Raw genomic sequence first — 14345 nt, 5'->3', positions numbered from 1 at the left:
CCATGCCCCACGACTGGACGTCTAGGGGAGTAACAACGAGAGTAGAGGACGTCTAGACGAGTTGCAATGCCTGGAGTGTCTCACCGGTTCTCCGCTGCTCAGCGAGCTGAGATCTCGTACTCCAATACGTATGCGGGTGCGGCCTTGACGGTGTCGCACACCTCGACCGGGACGCCTGCTGTGTCGTAGGCGGTCCGCACGACCACGAGAACGGGCACGCCGTCGGGAAGCTCCAGGCGACGCCGCTCCTCAGCGGTCGGCATCCGAGCCGTGACCTCCTCGACGAAGTGGTCCAGGACGTGCCCGCTCTCCTCCAGGCGTGCGTAGATCCCGCCGGGACCGGTGTTCGCCTCCAGGATCGCCGTGCCCTCCGCGATGGACAGCGGAAGGAACGACGTAGCGACCTCGATAGGCCGGTCATCGGCCATGTAGCGGCGTGAACGGACCGCGACCTGGTCGTCCTCCGCCAGACGCAGGCGTTCCCGGACGTCCGCCGGGGGAGCGGACCGGTCGATCTCGATCTGATCGACCGACGGGCTCACACCGGCCTTGTCCGCCTCGGCGAGGAACGCAGCCTGCCCGGCCTCACGGTGCTTGCGCGCGAACCGGTCAGAGGCCAGACGCCGGACGGGCGCAGGGAGACGTACAAACACCCCCCGCCCGTGCTCGGCGACCACACGGCCCTCCGTGCGCAGCTCCTGGATGGCCTGTCGCGCGGTCATCCGGGCGACGCTGTAGTGCCGGGTCAGCTCGGCCTCGGACGGCAGCCGGTCGCCCGCGCGTAGGTCGCCGCGCTCGATCGCCGACCGCAGGTGATCCGCGATCTGCCGATACGGCGGCCGGCCATCCTGCCGGTCGATCTCCCCGAGCTGCACGCCACTCCTCCAGTCGTCCAGACGAGAGCTATCATAGGTAATTGTCAACTCAGGTAGGGAGGTGGCCCATGACCGGTACGCCCAAGCATTCTGTCAGCGTGGCCGGAATCGTCGTACGCGACGACGGCCGAATCCTCGTGATCCAGCGCCGCGATAACGCCCACTGGGAGCCACCGGGCGGTGTCCTGGAGCTGGGGGAGACCTTCGAGCACGGCGTCAGCCGCGAGGTCGCCGAGGAGACCGGCATCGCGGTCGAGGTCGAGCGGCTGACCGGTGCCTACAAGAACCTGACCCGCGGCATCGTCGCCCTGGTCTTTCGCTGCCGGCCCACCGGAGGCGAGTCCACAACCACGGACGAGTCCCGCCGCGTCGCCTGGCTCACCCCCGACGAGGTCCGCGAGCACATGGACCCCGCCTACGCCGTCCGCGTCCTCGACGCTCTCACAGACACCCCCGCATCGCGTGCCCATGACGGAGTGCAGCTCGTCGTGTCCTGACCAGCCGATCGACTTGCGCACGTCGAGTCAGTGCGCGCCGTGTCTAGACCTTCCATTCGGTATCAAGGCGGCGCCTCCGGCACCGCGTCCGTCGCCGCCCGGGGCGTGCGGCCTCCGGCCGGTCCCCGTACGGCGACGGACGCCGCACCGCCCGGCACCCGCTTGGTAACGGGATCGCCGCTCACCGCGATCCTGTACTGCAGATGCTCAATCCATCGGATTGGCGCTCTCGCCAGCTCAGCTAGGGACGGTTTCAGTGCGGATCACTGCCTTGTCGATCGAGAACTTCCGCGGAGTGAAAAACTTTCGCATTGATAACCTGTCGGATTTCGTAATGATTGCCGGGCCAAATGGCTGCGGAAAGTCCTGTGTGTTCGATGCAATCCGTTTACTGAAATCAATATATGGAGGGTACGCACCCAACGAGTGGCACCATTTTTTCGCCGAACTGCAAATTGACCTGAATCGCCCCTCCGACATCCGACGTCTATACCGCGACTCAACGAAGCCGATTGTCATCACGGCGACGATCCAACTTGGCGACAGTGAGCGTGAGTATCTAGCTCAGAACGCCGAAGCCGTGCTAGAGGCTGTCCTGTGGATGGAAATCGGAGGTGTGGACCCATATCAGATGCGGTTTGCGCGTCGAGCCAACATGTCTATGCAGGCGCAGAGCCAGCTTCCAGCAGTGAGCCAACAGCTCGACGCCCGTCTTCCTGGTTTCCGTACAAAACTACAGGAGAGCACGCAATCGATTTCGATCACGCTGACGCCTAATAGTCCGCAAATTGTTGCGGTGCCGAACGACGTCGTCGCGGCGTTGTTTACGACGTACGACCCGGGACATCTGGGAGTCATCGAATACCATAGCGCCTCCCGCACGTATCAGCGCGAGGCGCTGGGCGGAATCGATCTTAACGTCCAGAACTTCGAGGATCAAAGACGCCAAAGCACGCTCTACAACTGGCAAAATAAGTATTCGAACATCAAGAGTGAGCTTGCTGCAACGTACCTACGTGGTCTCATTGCTAAGGAGGCGGACCAAGATACCTCGATTAGCAATGTAAATGACACAATCCAGGAGCTTTTTCGACAGTTCTTGCCCGATAAGACATATCTCGGTGTCACGCCAGAGGCTGGTGGAACTGTTTCGTTTCCGGTTCAGCTCGGGAGTGGGGAGGTTCACGACATTAACGAGCTGAGTAGTGGTGAGAAGGAGCTAGTCTACGGTTATCTGCGACTTCGCAACTCTGCCCCTAAGGAGTCGATGATTCTGATAGATGAGCCTGAACTTCACCTCAATCCCGGTATGCTGAGAGGGCTCGTGACTTTTTACCATCAGAATCTCGGTCGAGCGCAGGATAACCAGCTCTGGCTTGTTACGCATTCTGATGCACTTCTTCGGCAAGCAGTTAGCGACTCTCGGCTCAGTGTGTTCCACATGTCGCCTCTGCATGCCCTAGAAGGTGATCTTGAGAATCAGGCAAGCAAAGTGGTGGCTGAAGACGACCTTGAGAAAGCAACGATTGCGATCGTAGGAGATCTTGCGTCTTACAAGCCATCAGCGAGAGTCGTAATACTCGAAGGTGGCGGTGATTCTGAGTTCGACGTGGACCTAGTCAGTACTCTGGCGCCCGAGTTCGCTAAACGGGTCAACTTGATTAGCGGGGGCGATAAGCGACGCGTCCGAGACTTGTATGAAACACTTGAAAGATCCGGAGACCAACTCGGGGCAAGGGGAAGGTTCTTTGCTGTCGTTGATAGTGATTTCGACGAGGCTTCAACGACGCATGCGCAATTCTTGACATGGGGCGTCTACCACATTGAGAATTTCTTGTTAGAGCCCCAATTTGTCCGCTTGGCGGTGAATGCGGCATTGCGGCAAGATCGCTACGAATCCGACGACGCGGTGGATCTTGCATTACGAGATAGTGCTAGCAAAGTCTTGAACCGAATAGTGTACGAAAAGGTTCGAGACTCAGCGTCCCGGAGAATAGCTAGCTCTATCGATATTAAGGGTAATAAGGACACTGATGACCCAGTCCGAGCTATCAGTGGGTCCGTTACGGCCACATTCGACCGGCTGGACAGTGTTCGTGCTGATCTAGAAGAATCCGACTCTTTAAAGCAGGTTGGCGATATGGCTCGCTCGGGATTGCAGGCTGCACTGGACAGTGGCACGTGGCGAGACATCTTTCCGGGACGGCGAGTACTCACACAGTTCGCACTCGACGTCTTCGGGCAACAGGTTTCATATTCTACTTTACGCAACCTAATTATTGACAAAATGGAAGACGCTGCCTTTAGCCCACCCAAGATGCAGCCGACAATCGAACGCATTCTGGGTGTGGGTGTAGACGTCTAGTTGCCTCGAGCAAATCGGTCAGATTGTGAAGCTCGCGCGCTTGTCGGGAATAGAGTGCACGGAGACTGCAAACTCTCGCCCTCGCCGGGCGGGCAAGTCTCCGGGATGGTGGCCCCGTGCCATCCCGTCAACCTCCCGGAGGGCGTACCGCACGAGCACCCGTGGGCGGAGCGTGGCATGGTCGGGCGCGGTTGCGTCGAGGGCCGCCCACGGGCGCCCGCACGGTCGGTCTGGCGACAGGTCGACGGGATGGCACTCAGAAGGCGCGGGGGAGCGGGCTCGCCCCCGGGTTACCCCGGAATTCAACGGCAGAAGCCGACGGCGGACCGTTACCGGTGGAAGGCGCGGCGGTGAGTCCGCGCAGCGCACGAGGAGTGACGGCGAACGTCGAGCGTCGCTGGAAGTAGTGGATCTTGTCTCGCGGATTCAGGGTGCAGGTGAGGGTGGAGCTGCCTGACCAACTGCCTGACAACGGCCCCTCACGAAAGCGGTTCCCGGTGGACGTCCACGGACGGAGTGAGCGCACTGACCTGCGCATCATCGCTCGTGGAGTCGTCGTTCCGGTTGCTTCACACCGAAGGAGTCATCAAGGTCGGCCTACCGGTCAAGCGAGCGGCCGGTGGTAGCGCACTTCCTGGGTCGAGCGCGTCCAGGACCTCGTCAGGGAGCTGCCCGCGGTAGCCCACCTGGCAGGCGCGGATGTGGACGCTAACGAGTTCGACGGCATCGTCGGTGACTGCGCGGCGGACTCCCATGCGCTGACGTTGCCGCTGCGACTCAAGGCGGTGCCTCCGTATTCAGGACAAGGTCGGGGCACATTGGGGGCACAACCGCCCCGAACGGCCCAATACTCGCCGACACGACGTGGCAGCGGATGGGCTGCTAATCGCGGGCACCGATCTGAACGCCAAGGCAAGGGACGAACCCGGTTCGCGTTTTCAAGGCGGTCGAGTCGGCTAGCTAGAAGCGCCGGAGACCGCGACGTCATCGGTCGCCTACTGTGCCAACTGGTCCCGAGCCGGGCCAGGCGATGGCGCCGACGATCTGTCCCGGCACATCGGCGGCCGGCGTCCTCGATGTGAGTCGAACCGTCGCGTGGCAGAACGCCGAGCATGGATCCGGCCCGACAGCCAGGAACGGTTACCAGCGCCATCGACCGGGCCGGTCGCGACCGTGGCCTGCTCCGGCCTGCCTTGGTGGGTACTTCACTGGTGGTGGGGTAGTCGGGGTGGATGGATGATCCGCAGCGGTTGTTGTCTGAGGCCGAGCAGCACGAGGCGGTGCGGTCGCTGCGGGCCGGGCTTGTGCTGGGGAATATGCCGGTTGAACAGTTGTGGAGGAACCTGGTCGAGGTGAGCGGGGTGTTGACGTGGCCGCAGGTGCAGCAGGTGTTGGCCGGCGAGCGGATCTGCACCGCCTACGAGCACGACGCGTTGGCCCAGGCTGCTAATGACCATTTTATCGACCGGGACGAGAACCATCCTGTCCGCTACTCCGGCGAGCTCGGGTCGGTCGGCGGTGACTGATCTCGCCGTCGACCAGATCGCTGGTGTCGGCACGCTACTCGTTCCGGTTGTCGGTGTCGTCTTCGGCGGGGGCCAGGTCTGATGTGAGCCGTCGTGCTCCTGGGGCGGGGTAGTTTCGGGGAGCTAGGAATCGCGTCGCGGGCGGCGATGTGGGAAGGGAGCGTGCTTCACGTGAGGAACGAACGCAGAGACGACGCCGACGAGGCCGCCGGTGGCGCTGGGCGTGTGGGTGGGGAGCGTGGAGGTGCGGAGCTGGCCCGTGTGCTCGACTCGGCTGCCCGCGCTCTGCTCGATCGCGAGGAGGGTGTGGAGCACACTCTGGATCTGATCGTCGGTGGAGCGATCGACGCCATTCCCTATGTCGATCATGCCGGTGTCTCGTTGGTGGAGCGGCGGGGCGTGGTGCGGGCGGCAGCACCAAGCAGTGAGGTGGTCCGCGAGCTTGATGAGCTGCAGAACGAGCTGGGAGAGGGCCCGTGTTTGGACTCGATCTGGCAGGCGGAGCGCACCCTGGTCGAGGACATGTCCCAGGCGGTCGGGCGGTGGCCGCGGTGGGCGGCCGCGGCCCATGGCCGTGGGATCGGGACCTTGATGTCATTCCAGTTGTTCGCGCGTGACGGCAGTGCGGGCGCGTTGAACCTCTATGCTGCAACGCCGGGGGTGTTCGACGACGGGACCGCCGACACAGGGTCGTTGTTCGCCTCACAGGCCGCGTTGGTGCTGCACGGTGCCCAGCGGATCGCTCATCTGAATACCGCCCTGGTCACTCGTGATGTGATCGGGCAGGCGAAGGGCATCCTGATGGAGCGATTTCAGATCAGTTCCGATCGGGCATTCACGCTGCTGGTGCGCTCCTCGCAGGACACCAACATGCGGCTCGTTGATGTCGCGACCTGGCTGGTCGACGAGACCAGCCCTGCCAACGGCTCTCGCACGGGGTGACGTGGCCAGTGCGCGGACTGTTGGCCCAGCCGACGGCCGTGCTCTGTGTCGTTGATCGATGAGCCCTCGGCCGCCCTCTGATCATGATCAGCGAGACACGGCTGAAGCAGGGCGGTGCCGCGGTTGGAGGGGGTCGACGAGGTGGTGGTGTCCTACGTTGGGCGGTTACCTGGGTAGTTGGCCTCTTGTGCGGGTTGGGCAGCCTGAGGAGGCTCGTGGCAGCCCGGGTGTCGGTTGCGGCGGAGGGCTGTTCTAGCTGGAGGGCGTTGGTCCTGGGGCCGTGGGCGGCGTGGTGGGCCATTGCTGGTCGGCGGATCGGGTGCGGGCCAGGATCCGGCGGTGGTCGGTCCACTGGTCCAGCCCGGCGCGGGCGTCGGACAGGTGTTCGGGGTCGTGGCTGTCGAGATGGTGCTCGTAGCGTCGGCGGCGGTTCTCCACCGGGCCGGTGTCGGTGCGGCTCCAGCGCAGGAACCGTTCGGCGGCGACGCGATGGCGTCGGCGGTCGGGTTCGTCGATGCCCTGAGTGGCCAGCCACGCCACGAATGGTGCGAGGAGCTCGCCGAGTTGCCACTCCCACGAATCGTGGTTTCCGTCAGGCCGGCCGGTTGAGGACGACGGAGCTACGCCGACGGGCAAGTGGTCGACCCGCTGCCCGGTATCGCGGCGGGGTCCGTCGCCGGTGAGCGGCCCGCTGTTCGAGGCTGTGGTCATCACTGGTCCTCGTTCTCGTCGTGGTCTGTGCCGTTGTCGGCTGGCCAGCCGCTGGAGCCTCGCTGCGGTGATGTGTGCGGAGCCGAGCTGTAGGGGTTGCGGCGAGGGCTGGGGTGAAGCAGGTGGTGCATACAGCGGTCAGCGACGGGGGCCAGGCGCAACAGGCGGTCGGAGATCTGTACCCCGCAGATGTCGCAGCGGGCACAGGCGCCCTCGCCGAGTCGCCCGAGGGCCGCGATCACCTCGCCGCGTCGGCGGTGATCCGGTCGGCGGGCGGGATCCCCTCGGCCGTGCGGGTGCCTACCTCGCGCGCTCATGCCGGGGCCTCGCAGGATGCGGGGATGGCGAGCGCGGCGGCCAGCGCGGTGCTCAGCGTCGGATAGGTGAGCGGCGCGTGGGCGGGCAGGAACCGCAGGGTCCGGGCGGCCGGCGCGTCCTGGCCGTGGACCAGGACCAGGGTTGTGCCCCAGCGGTGGGCGTGGTCCTGCGTGGCGAGGATGACGGCGAGTCCGTGTGCGGCCAGGAAGCTCACGTGGTTGAGGTCGAGCACGACTCGCCCACCTGTGTTGGCGGCGACGGTGTCGGCCAGTGCAGTGGCCGCAGCGTCGGCGGTGCCGATATCGAGGTCCCCGGCGAGGCTGACGATCGCGACATCGGGTGCGGCCCGGGCGATGTCGATCCGGAGACCGCCGCCGGGGTCCCTGTCGTTGCCTCGGCGGCCTTGGGTGTGCGGGATGTCGTGTAGCAGAGTCACGGCGTTGGTCCTTCGGATCCGGACGCACGGAGTACCGCGTACGTCGACGGGAAGCCGGGACTCGTGGAGTGAACCGCTGGCCACTGGCCGACGCGCCCCGCTCATGCCTGGTTGAGGCCCCGAGGGGCCAGCCAGCTCGTGGCGCGCCGTGAACCGATCGTACTCGGTCGTGCCCGGAGCAGTCGAGGACCCATTTCTCCGATTCGGGCCCAACCGCGGCGACCGTCTTAGCAGATCCTGTGCGCCGCTCCGACCGCGTTCGGTGGCTTCCGGCGGGTTGAGCGAGGCCATGGCGGGTAGTCCACGAGAGGACCCAAGTGAGGGAGGTATCCCGATGGGAACCTGCGAGGTCTGTGGCAACGACTACGAGATGACCTTCGAGATCCACGCTCAGGGCGCGGTGCACGTGTTCGACAGCTTCGAATGCGCCATCCACCGCATGGCCCCGAGTTGCGAACACTGCGGCTGCCGGATGATCGGCCACGGTGTGCATGCTGCCGGCCGCTTCTTCTGCTGTCGGCACTGCGCCGACACCGCGGCGCCGGTGGCTGCGCCCACCCACAGCGCCTGAGCTCATCCACTTCGCCGCTGCGCGCGTGCCAAGGCCGTGACTGCGGTTGCTGCGCGTGAACGTTCGTAGTCACCACCGCGGCTCCGGCTCCGGAGCCTGCGTCCCGAGGTTCGTGGGTGACTGTCTCGATGGAGGTGAACATGACCGACGTAGCGATCGTCGACGTCGACGGCACGCTAGTGGACACGAACTACCAGCACGCTCTGTCCTGGTTCCGCGCGTTTCGCCGGTTCGACATCACGGTGCCGGTCTGGCATCTGCACCGAGCGATCGGCATGGGTGGAGACCAGCTGATCACTCACGTGGCCGGCGCCGAGGCCGAGCGTTGTCATGGCGACCAGCTCCGGGAGGCACACGCGGACGAGTTCGACGCGTGGATCGGGCAGGTATGCGCGTTCGCCGACGCCACGGCGCTGCTCGATCAGCTACGTACACGCGGCTTGCAGGTCGTGTTGGCCACGTCCGGACGGCCCGAGCACGTTGATCACTTCGTGGACTTGGTCGACGGCCGTCGTTACGCCGAAGCGATCGTCACCTCCGGTGACGTAGCGGCTAGCAAGCCCGCGCCCGACCTGATCCGGTACGCGCTCGACGCGGTCGGCGGTGGCTCCGGCGTGGTGATCGGAGACTCGGTCTGGGACGGCCAGGCCGCCGCGCACGCGGGCACGCCCTTTGTCGGCGTCCGCACCGGCGGATTCTCCGACGACGAACTCATCAAAGCTGGGGCGGTGACTGTCGCTACGTCGCTCGGGCAGCTGCGCGACGAGCTCGACCACACGCCCCTCACCACCGCGATGTAGAGCAAACCTCCGGCCCGTGGGAGCCACAAGCCCCCGACGTTCGACCAACACGACGACTTGACCGGGCGATGTCGTTCCGACCGAGCAAGCTGGTCAGGGCTTGCTCAGGAACTCGGTCGAGCCGACGTGGCATCCACTTCGAGAGAGACCCAATCGCTCGACCTGCTGTCGGCGTCGCCGGCCGACACCCGAAGGAGGTTGGCCACCGTGAGCCGATTCCGGCAACGACGTTCTGGCGAGACAGATTACCGGCGCGGGTTGCCCGGTTACCACGACCCGACCGCGGGCCTCGGCGGTGCGCCGCCGGGGCGCAGCGCGCTCACACTGCGGGCGCTACTGGCCGGGTTCGGCCTGGTGGTGTGCATAGCGGGGACAGTCTTAGCGGTGCTAGCTGGCCACACATGGTTCGCCTGGGCGCTCGGGGTGATCGCTATGATCGCGCTGGTCGACCTCGCATGGGTCCTCTACCGAAAGTGGCGGGGCGAACCCGGATGACCGGTCGCGTCACCTGACAGCAGCCCGTGACGGGCGACCGCTGTTCGCGCCACCTGGCCGCCACTGGGGCAGCGCCCAACGCTTGGCCCACATGATCGGCCGCCGAGTCACGCTGAGCGGACTCGTACCCCGTAGTGCGCCCCTCCACTTCTCCACGGCCCCCGCCCCGCCAGCCTCCTCGCGCTCGCGTTCAGCAGCGGCGCCAGCGTCGCCGACTGGTGACCGAGGTCGCATGGGCAGCGCCCTCCCCGGCGCTGCAATTCTGAGGACGTTCATTGCAACTTTCGCGACATTCTCCACTGCAGGTTCAGCGACGCTTCACGCTCATCGGGTACCCGGTGAGACCGTGCAAGTGGCGTGCAACTACGGGCGGTCAACTACCCTCACTCGCAGGGCCATCTCGTCCACTGTTCTCCCTGGGCGCCCCTCGGGAGCGCCAGTCTGGCGAGATCTTCCAAGCTGGCTGCTGGTGTTCGTCAGTCATTCGTCAGCGCGTCCACCAATGCCGATAGCCAGCGGTAGTCTTCAAGATGCTTTCACACAGGTCAGGTCGCGTGCGATCGTGAACGCCGCAGGCCCGTGGAACGTGCGGATTCGTTCCGCTTCAACGTGTAGGCGCCGACCGGACTCCGCTCCACCCACCGACCCGGCACCGCCGGGCCGCGTCGTTCCCGGCGGCGACGACCGTCCCGTCCGCCCGGAGCCCGAGAGTGTGGGTGGAACCGGCCGCCACCGCGACGACGTCACGCCATTCCTGCACGTCGCACTGCCCGTGGGTGTCGGCCCCGGCGGCCAGGACCGTGCCGTCCGCGCGCAACGCCACGGTGTGGTGGCTGCCGGCCGACAGCGCGACGACGTCCCGCCACGCCCTGACGGCCACGGTGCCCGGCCCGTCGCCGGGCGCCGCGACGACGGTGCCGCCGGCTCTCAGCCCGACGGTGTGCAGCGCACCGGCGCCGACGTCCACCAGGTCGCGCCACTCCTCGACCCGGCACTGGCCGCGCCGGTCGTTCCCGGTGGCGACGGCCGTCCCGTCCACCAGCACCCCGACGGAGTGCCAGTCACCGCAGGCGAGGGCCCGCACCCCACGCCAGTCCGCGACCCGGCACTGCCCTTCGGCATCCCTCCCTGCAGCCACCACGGTGCCGTCCGCGAGCAGCCCGAGGGTCCGGCGCCACCCGGCTGCGACCGCCGTGACACTCCGCCACCCGTCCACGGTGCACTGCCCGTCGCCGTTCCAGCCGGTCGCGAGCACCGTCCCGTCGCAGCGGAGTCCGACCGTGTGGGCCCTGCCTGTGTTGGCCGCGGTGTGGACGTTGCCCACCGCCACGGCGACGACGCCGGTCCACCCGCCGACGTCGCACTCGCCGGCCCGGCCGTCCCCGGTCGCGACGACCGTGCCGTCCGTCCGGCATGCGACCGAGTGGCGTCGTCCTGCCGCCAGGACACCCATCCGTCCTCGCGGCCTCAGGTGCGGAGGTGCCGGTCGAGGAACCGGATCGTCCGGTCCCACGCCGGCCGCGCGGCGGACTCGTCGTACATCGACGGGGCGTCCCAGTTGGAGAACGCGTGCCCGGCGTCGTAGCGGTGCAGGGTGACGTCGGCGCGACCGGCCAGGGCCCGCTCGACCTCGTCGATCTGCTCGGTGGGGATGTACGGGTCGTCCGCCCCGTAGTGGAACAGCATCGGGCACTCGATGCTGTCCGCCGAACCGAGCAGGCCGTTCACGCCGGAGCCGTAGTACGAGACGACGGCGTCCGGTCCGCGGCCCGCCACGCGTGACGTGGTGGCGAACAGGTAGGCGAGCGTGCCGCCGAGGCAGAACCCGACGCCGCCGATCCGCCCGTCGCACCCCGGCATCGCCAGCGTGTGCGCCATCGTGGCGGTGATGTCGGCGGCGGCGAGGTCGAGATCGAGCTGCTGCACCATCGCGAAGCCGTCGGCCAGCCCCGACTCGTCCTTGCGTTCGAAGCGCGGCTCGATGCGCCAGAAGACGTCCGGTGCCAGCGCCAGGAAGCCTGCCTCGGCCAGCCGGACCGCCAGCCCGCGGATGTTGTCGTTGATCCCGAAGACCTCCTGGAAGACCAGGACGGCCGGGGCGCCGGGCCCGTCGGGCGCCGCGCAGAACGCGTCGAACGCGCCGTCCGGTGTCCCGATCGACTCGTAGCGAGTGCTGACCATGGGAACAGCCTAGGGACCGGACGCCCTCGATCGGGGTCGCGGAGCTGGCGGCGCGCGGGTTGATCCAGCTCGGGGAGCCCGCCGTGATCGGTGTCGACGACGACCGGTCCGGATTCCCGGTCGTGAGCGTGGGACGGCGGGTCACCTCGGAGGACGTCGCGGCCACGGTGGACGAGGAGTGACGACCTACCTCCTCGATGCGAACGTCCTGATCGCGCTCACCGTCACGGAACACGAACACCACGACAGGGCGTCCGCGTGGGGTGCACGCATCGAGCGTTTCGCCCTGTGCCCCGTGGTGGAGGGCGCGCTCGTCCGGTTCCTGGTCCGGGCCGGGGAGACACCGTCGACGGCGACCGGGCTCCTCCGGGCCGTGCACGCGCTCCCCGGATGCGAGTTCTGGCCGGACTCCCTGTCCTTCGCCGACGCCCGTCTCGGCCACGTGGGCGGACACCGGCAGGTGACGGACGCCTACCTCACGAGCCTCGTGGCCGCCGTCCCGGGCGCGTCGCCGGCCACGCTCGACGAGGGACTGGCGCGGGACGTGCCCGAGCTCACGACCCTCGTCCCACGCCCCGACGCCGTCCCGCCGCAGCGCGGGTGAGCGCACCGTCGTCAGCTCTCGTGCACCCGTCCGCCGAGGTGCTCCGCGAGGAACCGCTCCGCGGACCGGAACATCGTGAGCAGGTTCTCGGGGTTGATGATGAAGTGACCCTCGTCGTCGAAGACGAGGTACTCGACGTCGACCCCGCGGGACCGCAACGCCCCGACGATCCGGTCGGACTCGGCCTGGACCACCCGGGTGTCGTTGGCGCCCTGCACCACCATCAGCGGTGTGCGGATGTCGTCCGCCCGGCTGATCGGGGAGCGGGCGATCATGTCCGCCTCCTGCTCCGGGTCGTCGGGGTCGCCGACGTAGCGGTACCAGTTCATCCGCAGGCCCGGCCGGGCGAACTCGGGCACGCTCCGCATGAACGTCGACAGGTCGGAGATACCGACGTACTCGACGGCCGCGGCGAAGCGGTCCGGGGTGAAGCTGACGCCGACCAGCGTCGCGTAACCGCCGTAGGAGCCGCCGAAGATCCCGACCCGGTCGGGGTCGGCGTACCCCTGCTCGACGGCCCAGTCGACGGCGTCGAGCAGGTCGTCGTGCATCTTCCCGGCGAACTCCCCGATCGCCGCCTTCATGTGGGCCTTGCCGAATCCGGACGAGCCGCGGAAGTTGACCTGCAGGACCGCGTAGCCGCGGTTCGCCAGCACCTGCACGGACCGGTCCATCCCCCAGGCGTCGCGCACCCAGGGGCCGCCGTGGACCAGCAGCACCATCGGCAGCGCCGACGGCTCCACCCCGACCGGCAACGTCAGGTACGACGGCAGCGTGAGACCGTCCCGGGCGGTGATGGTCACCGGCGTGGTCGGCGCCAGCGCGTCCGGATCGAGGTGCGGGTTCGGCCGGAACAGCAGCCGGCTCTCCCCGGTGGCGTGGTCGTAGAGCCAGGTGACGCCGGGTTCGCGGTCGTGGGTGAAGGACACGATCCAGCGGCGCCCGTCCCGGTCGGAGGAGATCGTGGCCGGATCGCCGTCGGACAGGGCCTCCAGCTGCGGCAGCACCTCGGCGAAGTGCGGGTCCAGCGCATGGATCACCTGCCGCTCGCCGAGGTAGCGGACGCCGAGCAGCTCGCCCGTGCGCCGGTGACGGATCAGTGGCCTCGGCAGGTGGCCCAGGACGAGCGCGCGCGTGTCCAGGTCGAACGACGGGTGGCTGTCGACCTCCGTCTCCTCCCCGGTGGCCAGGTCGACCCGCACCAGGCGGGTCCGGTCGGTGCCACGGTTCGAGCCGACCCAGAGGCCGGTGCCGTCCGGGGTCACCTCGAACGGGTAGAGACCCAGCGGGAGGTCGGATCCGTCGAAGGTGGTGATCCGGCGCGGCGGTCCCGAGCCGATGCTCCGCAGGAGCTCGATGTCGCCGTCGGCGTTCAGCTGTTCGACGAGGAGCGTCCCGTCACCGACGTGGTGCGAGCTCTTGACGTAATCCCCGTCGTCGGAGGCGGTCTCCGGGGCGCCGGACAGCAAGGTCAGCTCCCCGGTCGCGATGTCGAGCTCGTGCAGCTCGATCGCGGCGGACACCCGCCCGGTGAGCTGGACGATCGCGGTCCCCGGCCGGGCCGGGGGCTGGACGAGGTCGAGTACCCGGGAACCGGGGAACGGGGTCAGGTCGACGGCCGCGGCGTCCGGGTCGTCGACATCGATGCGGTAGACGTGCCAGTTCTCGTCGCCGCCGTCGTCCTGCAGGTACAGCATCCACCGCGGGTCGTGCGTCCAGCGGTAGTCCTGCACGGTGCGGGTCTCGTCGGCGGTCACACAGCGCGGCTCGGGGACCTCGCCGTCCGCCGGGTCGAGGTCCTCGATCCAGACGTTCAGCCGGTTCTTCCACGGCGCGAGGAACGCGATCCTCGTGCCGTCCGGTGAGATCGAGGCCCCGGTGCGCTCCGGAGGGCGCAGGAAGTCCTCGACGGCGATGGTCTCGGGCGGGTTCATGGGATCTCCTCACTGCTCGCGGCCGGTTCCGCCGACGAGGAGACGCTGTGCCGCAGCGGCACACACAAGCTCGGGAGAATGTGACCGGCG

14 protein-coding genes are annotated in these 14345 nt (G+C 67.2%); 8 read left to right on the top strand and 6 right to left on the bottom strand.

The window, feature by feature from the left end:
* Window positions 1–98: 98 nt before the first annotated feature.
* Window positions 99–875 (bottom strand): GntR family transcriptional regulator, encoded by a 777-nt coding sequence (locus PP1_RS12600; RefSeq protein WP_010223775.1) that lies wholly within the window; start codon window positions 873–875, stop codon window positions 99–101.
* Between the two features lie 68 nt (window positions 876–943).
* On the opposite strand from PP1_RS12600, the gene PP1_RS12595 reads away from it, so the two are divergent.
* From PP1_RS12595 to PP1_RS12580, 4 genes are all read left to right on the top strand, one after another.
* Window positions 944–1372, top strand: a complete 429-nt coding sequence (locus PP1_RS12595) for an NUDIX hydrolase (RefSeq protein ID WP_029239117.1) — start codon at window positions 944–946, stop codon at window positions 1370–1372.
* 256 nt (window positions 1373–1628) lie between these two features.
* The gene (locus PP1_RS12590) at window positions 1629–3737 is read left to right on the top strand and encodes an AAA family ATPase (protein ID WP_075313966.1); all 2109 of its coding nucleotides are present in this window, start codon (window positions 1629–1631) and stop codon (window positions 3735–3737) included.
* A gap of 1232 nt (window positions 3738–4969) precedes the next feature.
* Complete coding sequence (locus PP1_RS12585; protein WP_010223777.1) at window positions 4970–5263, top strand: hypothetical protein; 294 nt, start codon at window positions 4970–4972, stop codon at window positions 5261–5263.
* A 171-nt stretch (window positions 5264–5434) separates the two neighbouring features.
* A complete protein-coding gene (locus tag PP1_RS12580) occupies window positions 5435–6205 on the top strand; it encodes a GAF and ANTAR domain-containing protein (protein WP_249265931.1) in 771 nt (256 codons plus the stop codon).
* 252 nt (window positions 6206–6457) lie between these two features.
* Here PP1_RS12580 and PP1_RS12575 read toward each other — a convergent pair whose 3' ends face one another.
* Together PP1_RS12575 and PP1_RS12570 are read right to left on the bottom strand one after the other, a co-directional pair.
* Complete coding sequence (locus PP1_RS12575) at window positions 6458–6916, bottom strand: hypothetical protein (protein ID WP_139323770.1); 459 nt, start codon at window positions 6914–6916, stop codon at window positions 6458–6460.
* Window positions 6917–7229: 313 nt separating this feature from the next.
* A complete protein-coding gene (locus tag PP1_RS12570) occupies window positions 7230–7670 on the bottom strand; it encodes an STAS domain-containing protein (RefSeq protein WP_010223780.1) in 441 nt (146 codons plus the stop codon).
* Between the two features lie 334 nt (window positions 7671–8004).
* On the opposite strand from PP1_RS12570, the gene PP1_RS12565 reads away from it, so the two are divergent.
* From PP1_RS12565 to PP1_RS12555, 3 genes are all read left to right on the top strand, one after another.
* On the top strand, window positions 8005–8241 hold the full coding sequence (locus PP1_RS12565) for a hypothetical protein (protein WP_010223781.1): 237 nt from the start codon (window positions 8005–8007) through the stop codon (window positions 8239–8241).
* A 116-nt stretch (window positions 8242–8357) separates the two neighbouring features.
* Window positions 8358–9041: an HAD-IA family hydrolase gene (locus PP1_RS12560; RefSeq protein WP_010223782.1), complete on the top strand. Its 684-nt coding sequence runs from the start codon at window positions 8358–8360 to the stop codon at window positions 9039–9041.
* A gap of 207 nt (window positions 9042–9248) precedes the next feature.
* Window positions 9249–9536, top strand: coding sequence for a DUF6343 family protein (locus PP1_RS12555; protein WP_349289774.1), 288 nt, complete (start codon window positions 9249–9251; stop codon window positions 9534–9536).
* A 604-nt stretch (window positions 9537–10140) separates the two neighbouring features.
* Here PP1_RS12555 and PP1_RS12550 read toward each other — a convergent pair.
* Window positions 10141–10989: an RCC1 domain-containing protein gene (locus tag PP1_RS12550; RefSeq protein WP_010223783.1), complete on the bottom strand. Its 849-nt coding sequence runs from the start codon at window positions 10987–10989 to the stop codon at window positions 10141–10143.
* Window positions 10990–11003: 14 nt separating this feature from the next.
* Window positions 11004–11717: a dienelactone hydrolase family protein gene (locus tag PP1_RS12545; RefSeq protein WP_010223784.1), complete on the bottom strand. Its 714-nt coding sequence runs from the start codon at window positions 11715–11717 to the stop codon at window positions 11004–11006.
* Window positions 11718–11895: 178 nt separating this feature from the next.
* Between PP1_RS12545 and PP1_RS12540 the strand changes: the two genes are divergently transcribed.
* Complete coding sequence (locus PP1_RS12540) at window positions 11896–12321, top strand: PIN domain-containing protein (protein WP_010223787.1); 426 nt, start codon at window positions 11896–11898, stop codon at window positions 12319–12321.
* Window positions 12322–12332: 11 nt separating this feature from the next.
* Here the strand turns inward: PP1_RS12540 and PP1_RS12535 are convergent, their stop codons facing one another.
* Window positions 12333–14255: a S9 family peptidase gene (locus tag PP1_RS12535; RefSeq protein ID WP_010223789.1), complete on the bottom strand. Its 1923-nt coding sequence runs from the start codon at window positions 14253–14255 to the stop codon at window positions 12333–12335.
* Between the last annotated feature and the right edge of the window lie 90 nt (window positions 14256–14345).

The sequence above is a fragment of the Pseudonocardia sp. P1 genome, assembly GCF_000178675.2.
Classification (GTDB): Bacteria; Actinomycetota; Actinomycetes; order Mycobacteriales; family Pseudonocardiaceae; genus Pseudonocardia.
This window is presented reverse-complemented; position numbering and strand designations above follow the sequence as displayed.

Bases quoted from the DNA above. Each gene is read 5' to 3' on its own strand.
- PP1_RS12595 (WP_029239117.1), top strand. From the start codon at position 944: ATGACCGGTACGCCCAAGCATTCTGTCAGCGTGGCCGGAATCGTCGTA.
- PP1_RS12585 (WP_010223777.1), top strand. From the start codon at position 4,970: ATGGATGATCCGCAGCGGTTGTTGTCTGAGGCCGAGCAGCACGAGGCG.
- PP1_RS12575 (WP_139323770.1), bottom strand. From the start codon at position 6,916: ATGACCACAGCCTCGAACAGCGGGCCGCTCACCGGCGACGGACCCCGC.
- PP1_RS12565 (WP_010223781.1), top strand. From the start codon at position 8,005: ATGGGAACCTGCGAGGTCTGTGGCAACGACTACGAGATGACCTTCGAG.
- PP1_RS12550 (WP_010223783.1), bottom strand. From the start codon at position 10,989: ATGGGTGTCCTGGCGGCAGGACGACGCCACTCGGTCGCATGCCGGACG.
- PP1_RS12545 (WP_010223784.1), bottom strand. From the start codon at position 11,717: ATGGTCAGCACTCGCTACGAGTCGATCGGGACACCGGACGGCGCGTTC.
- PP1_RS12535 (WP_010223789.1), bottom strand. From the start codon at position 14,255: ATGAACCCGCCCGAGACCATCGCCGTCGAGGACTTCCTGCGCCCTCCG.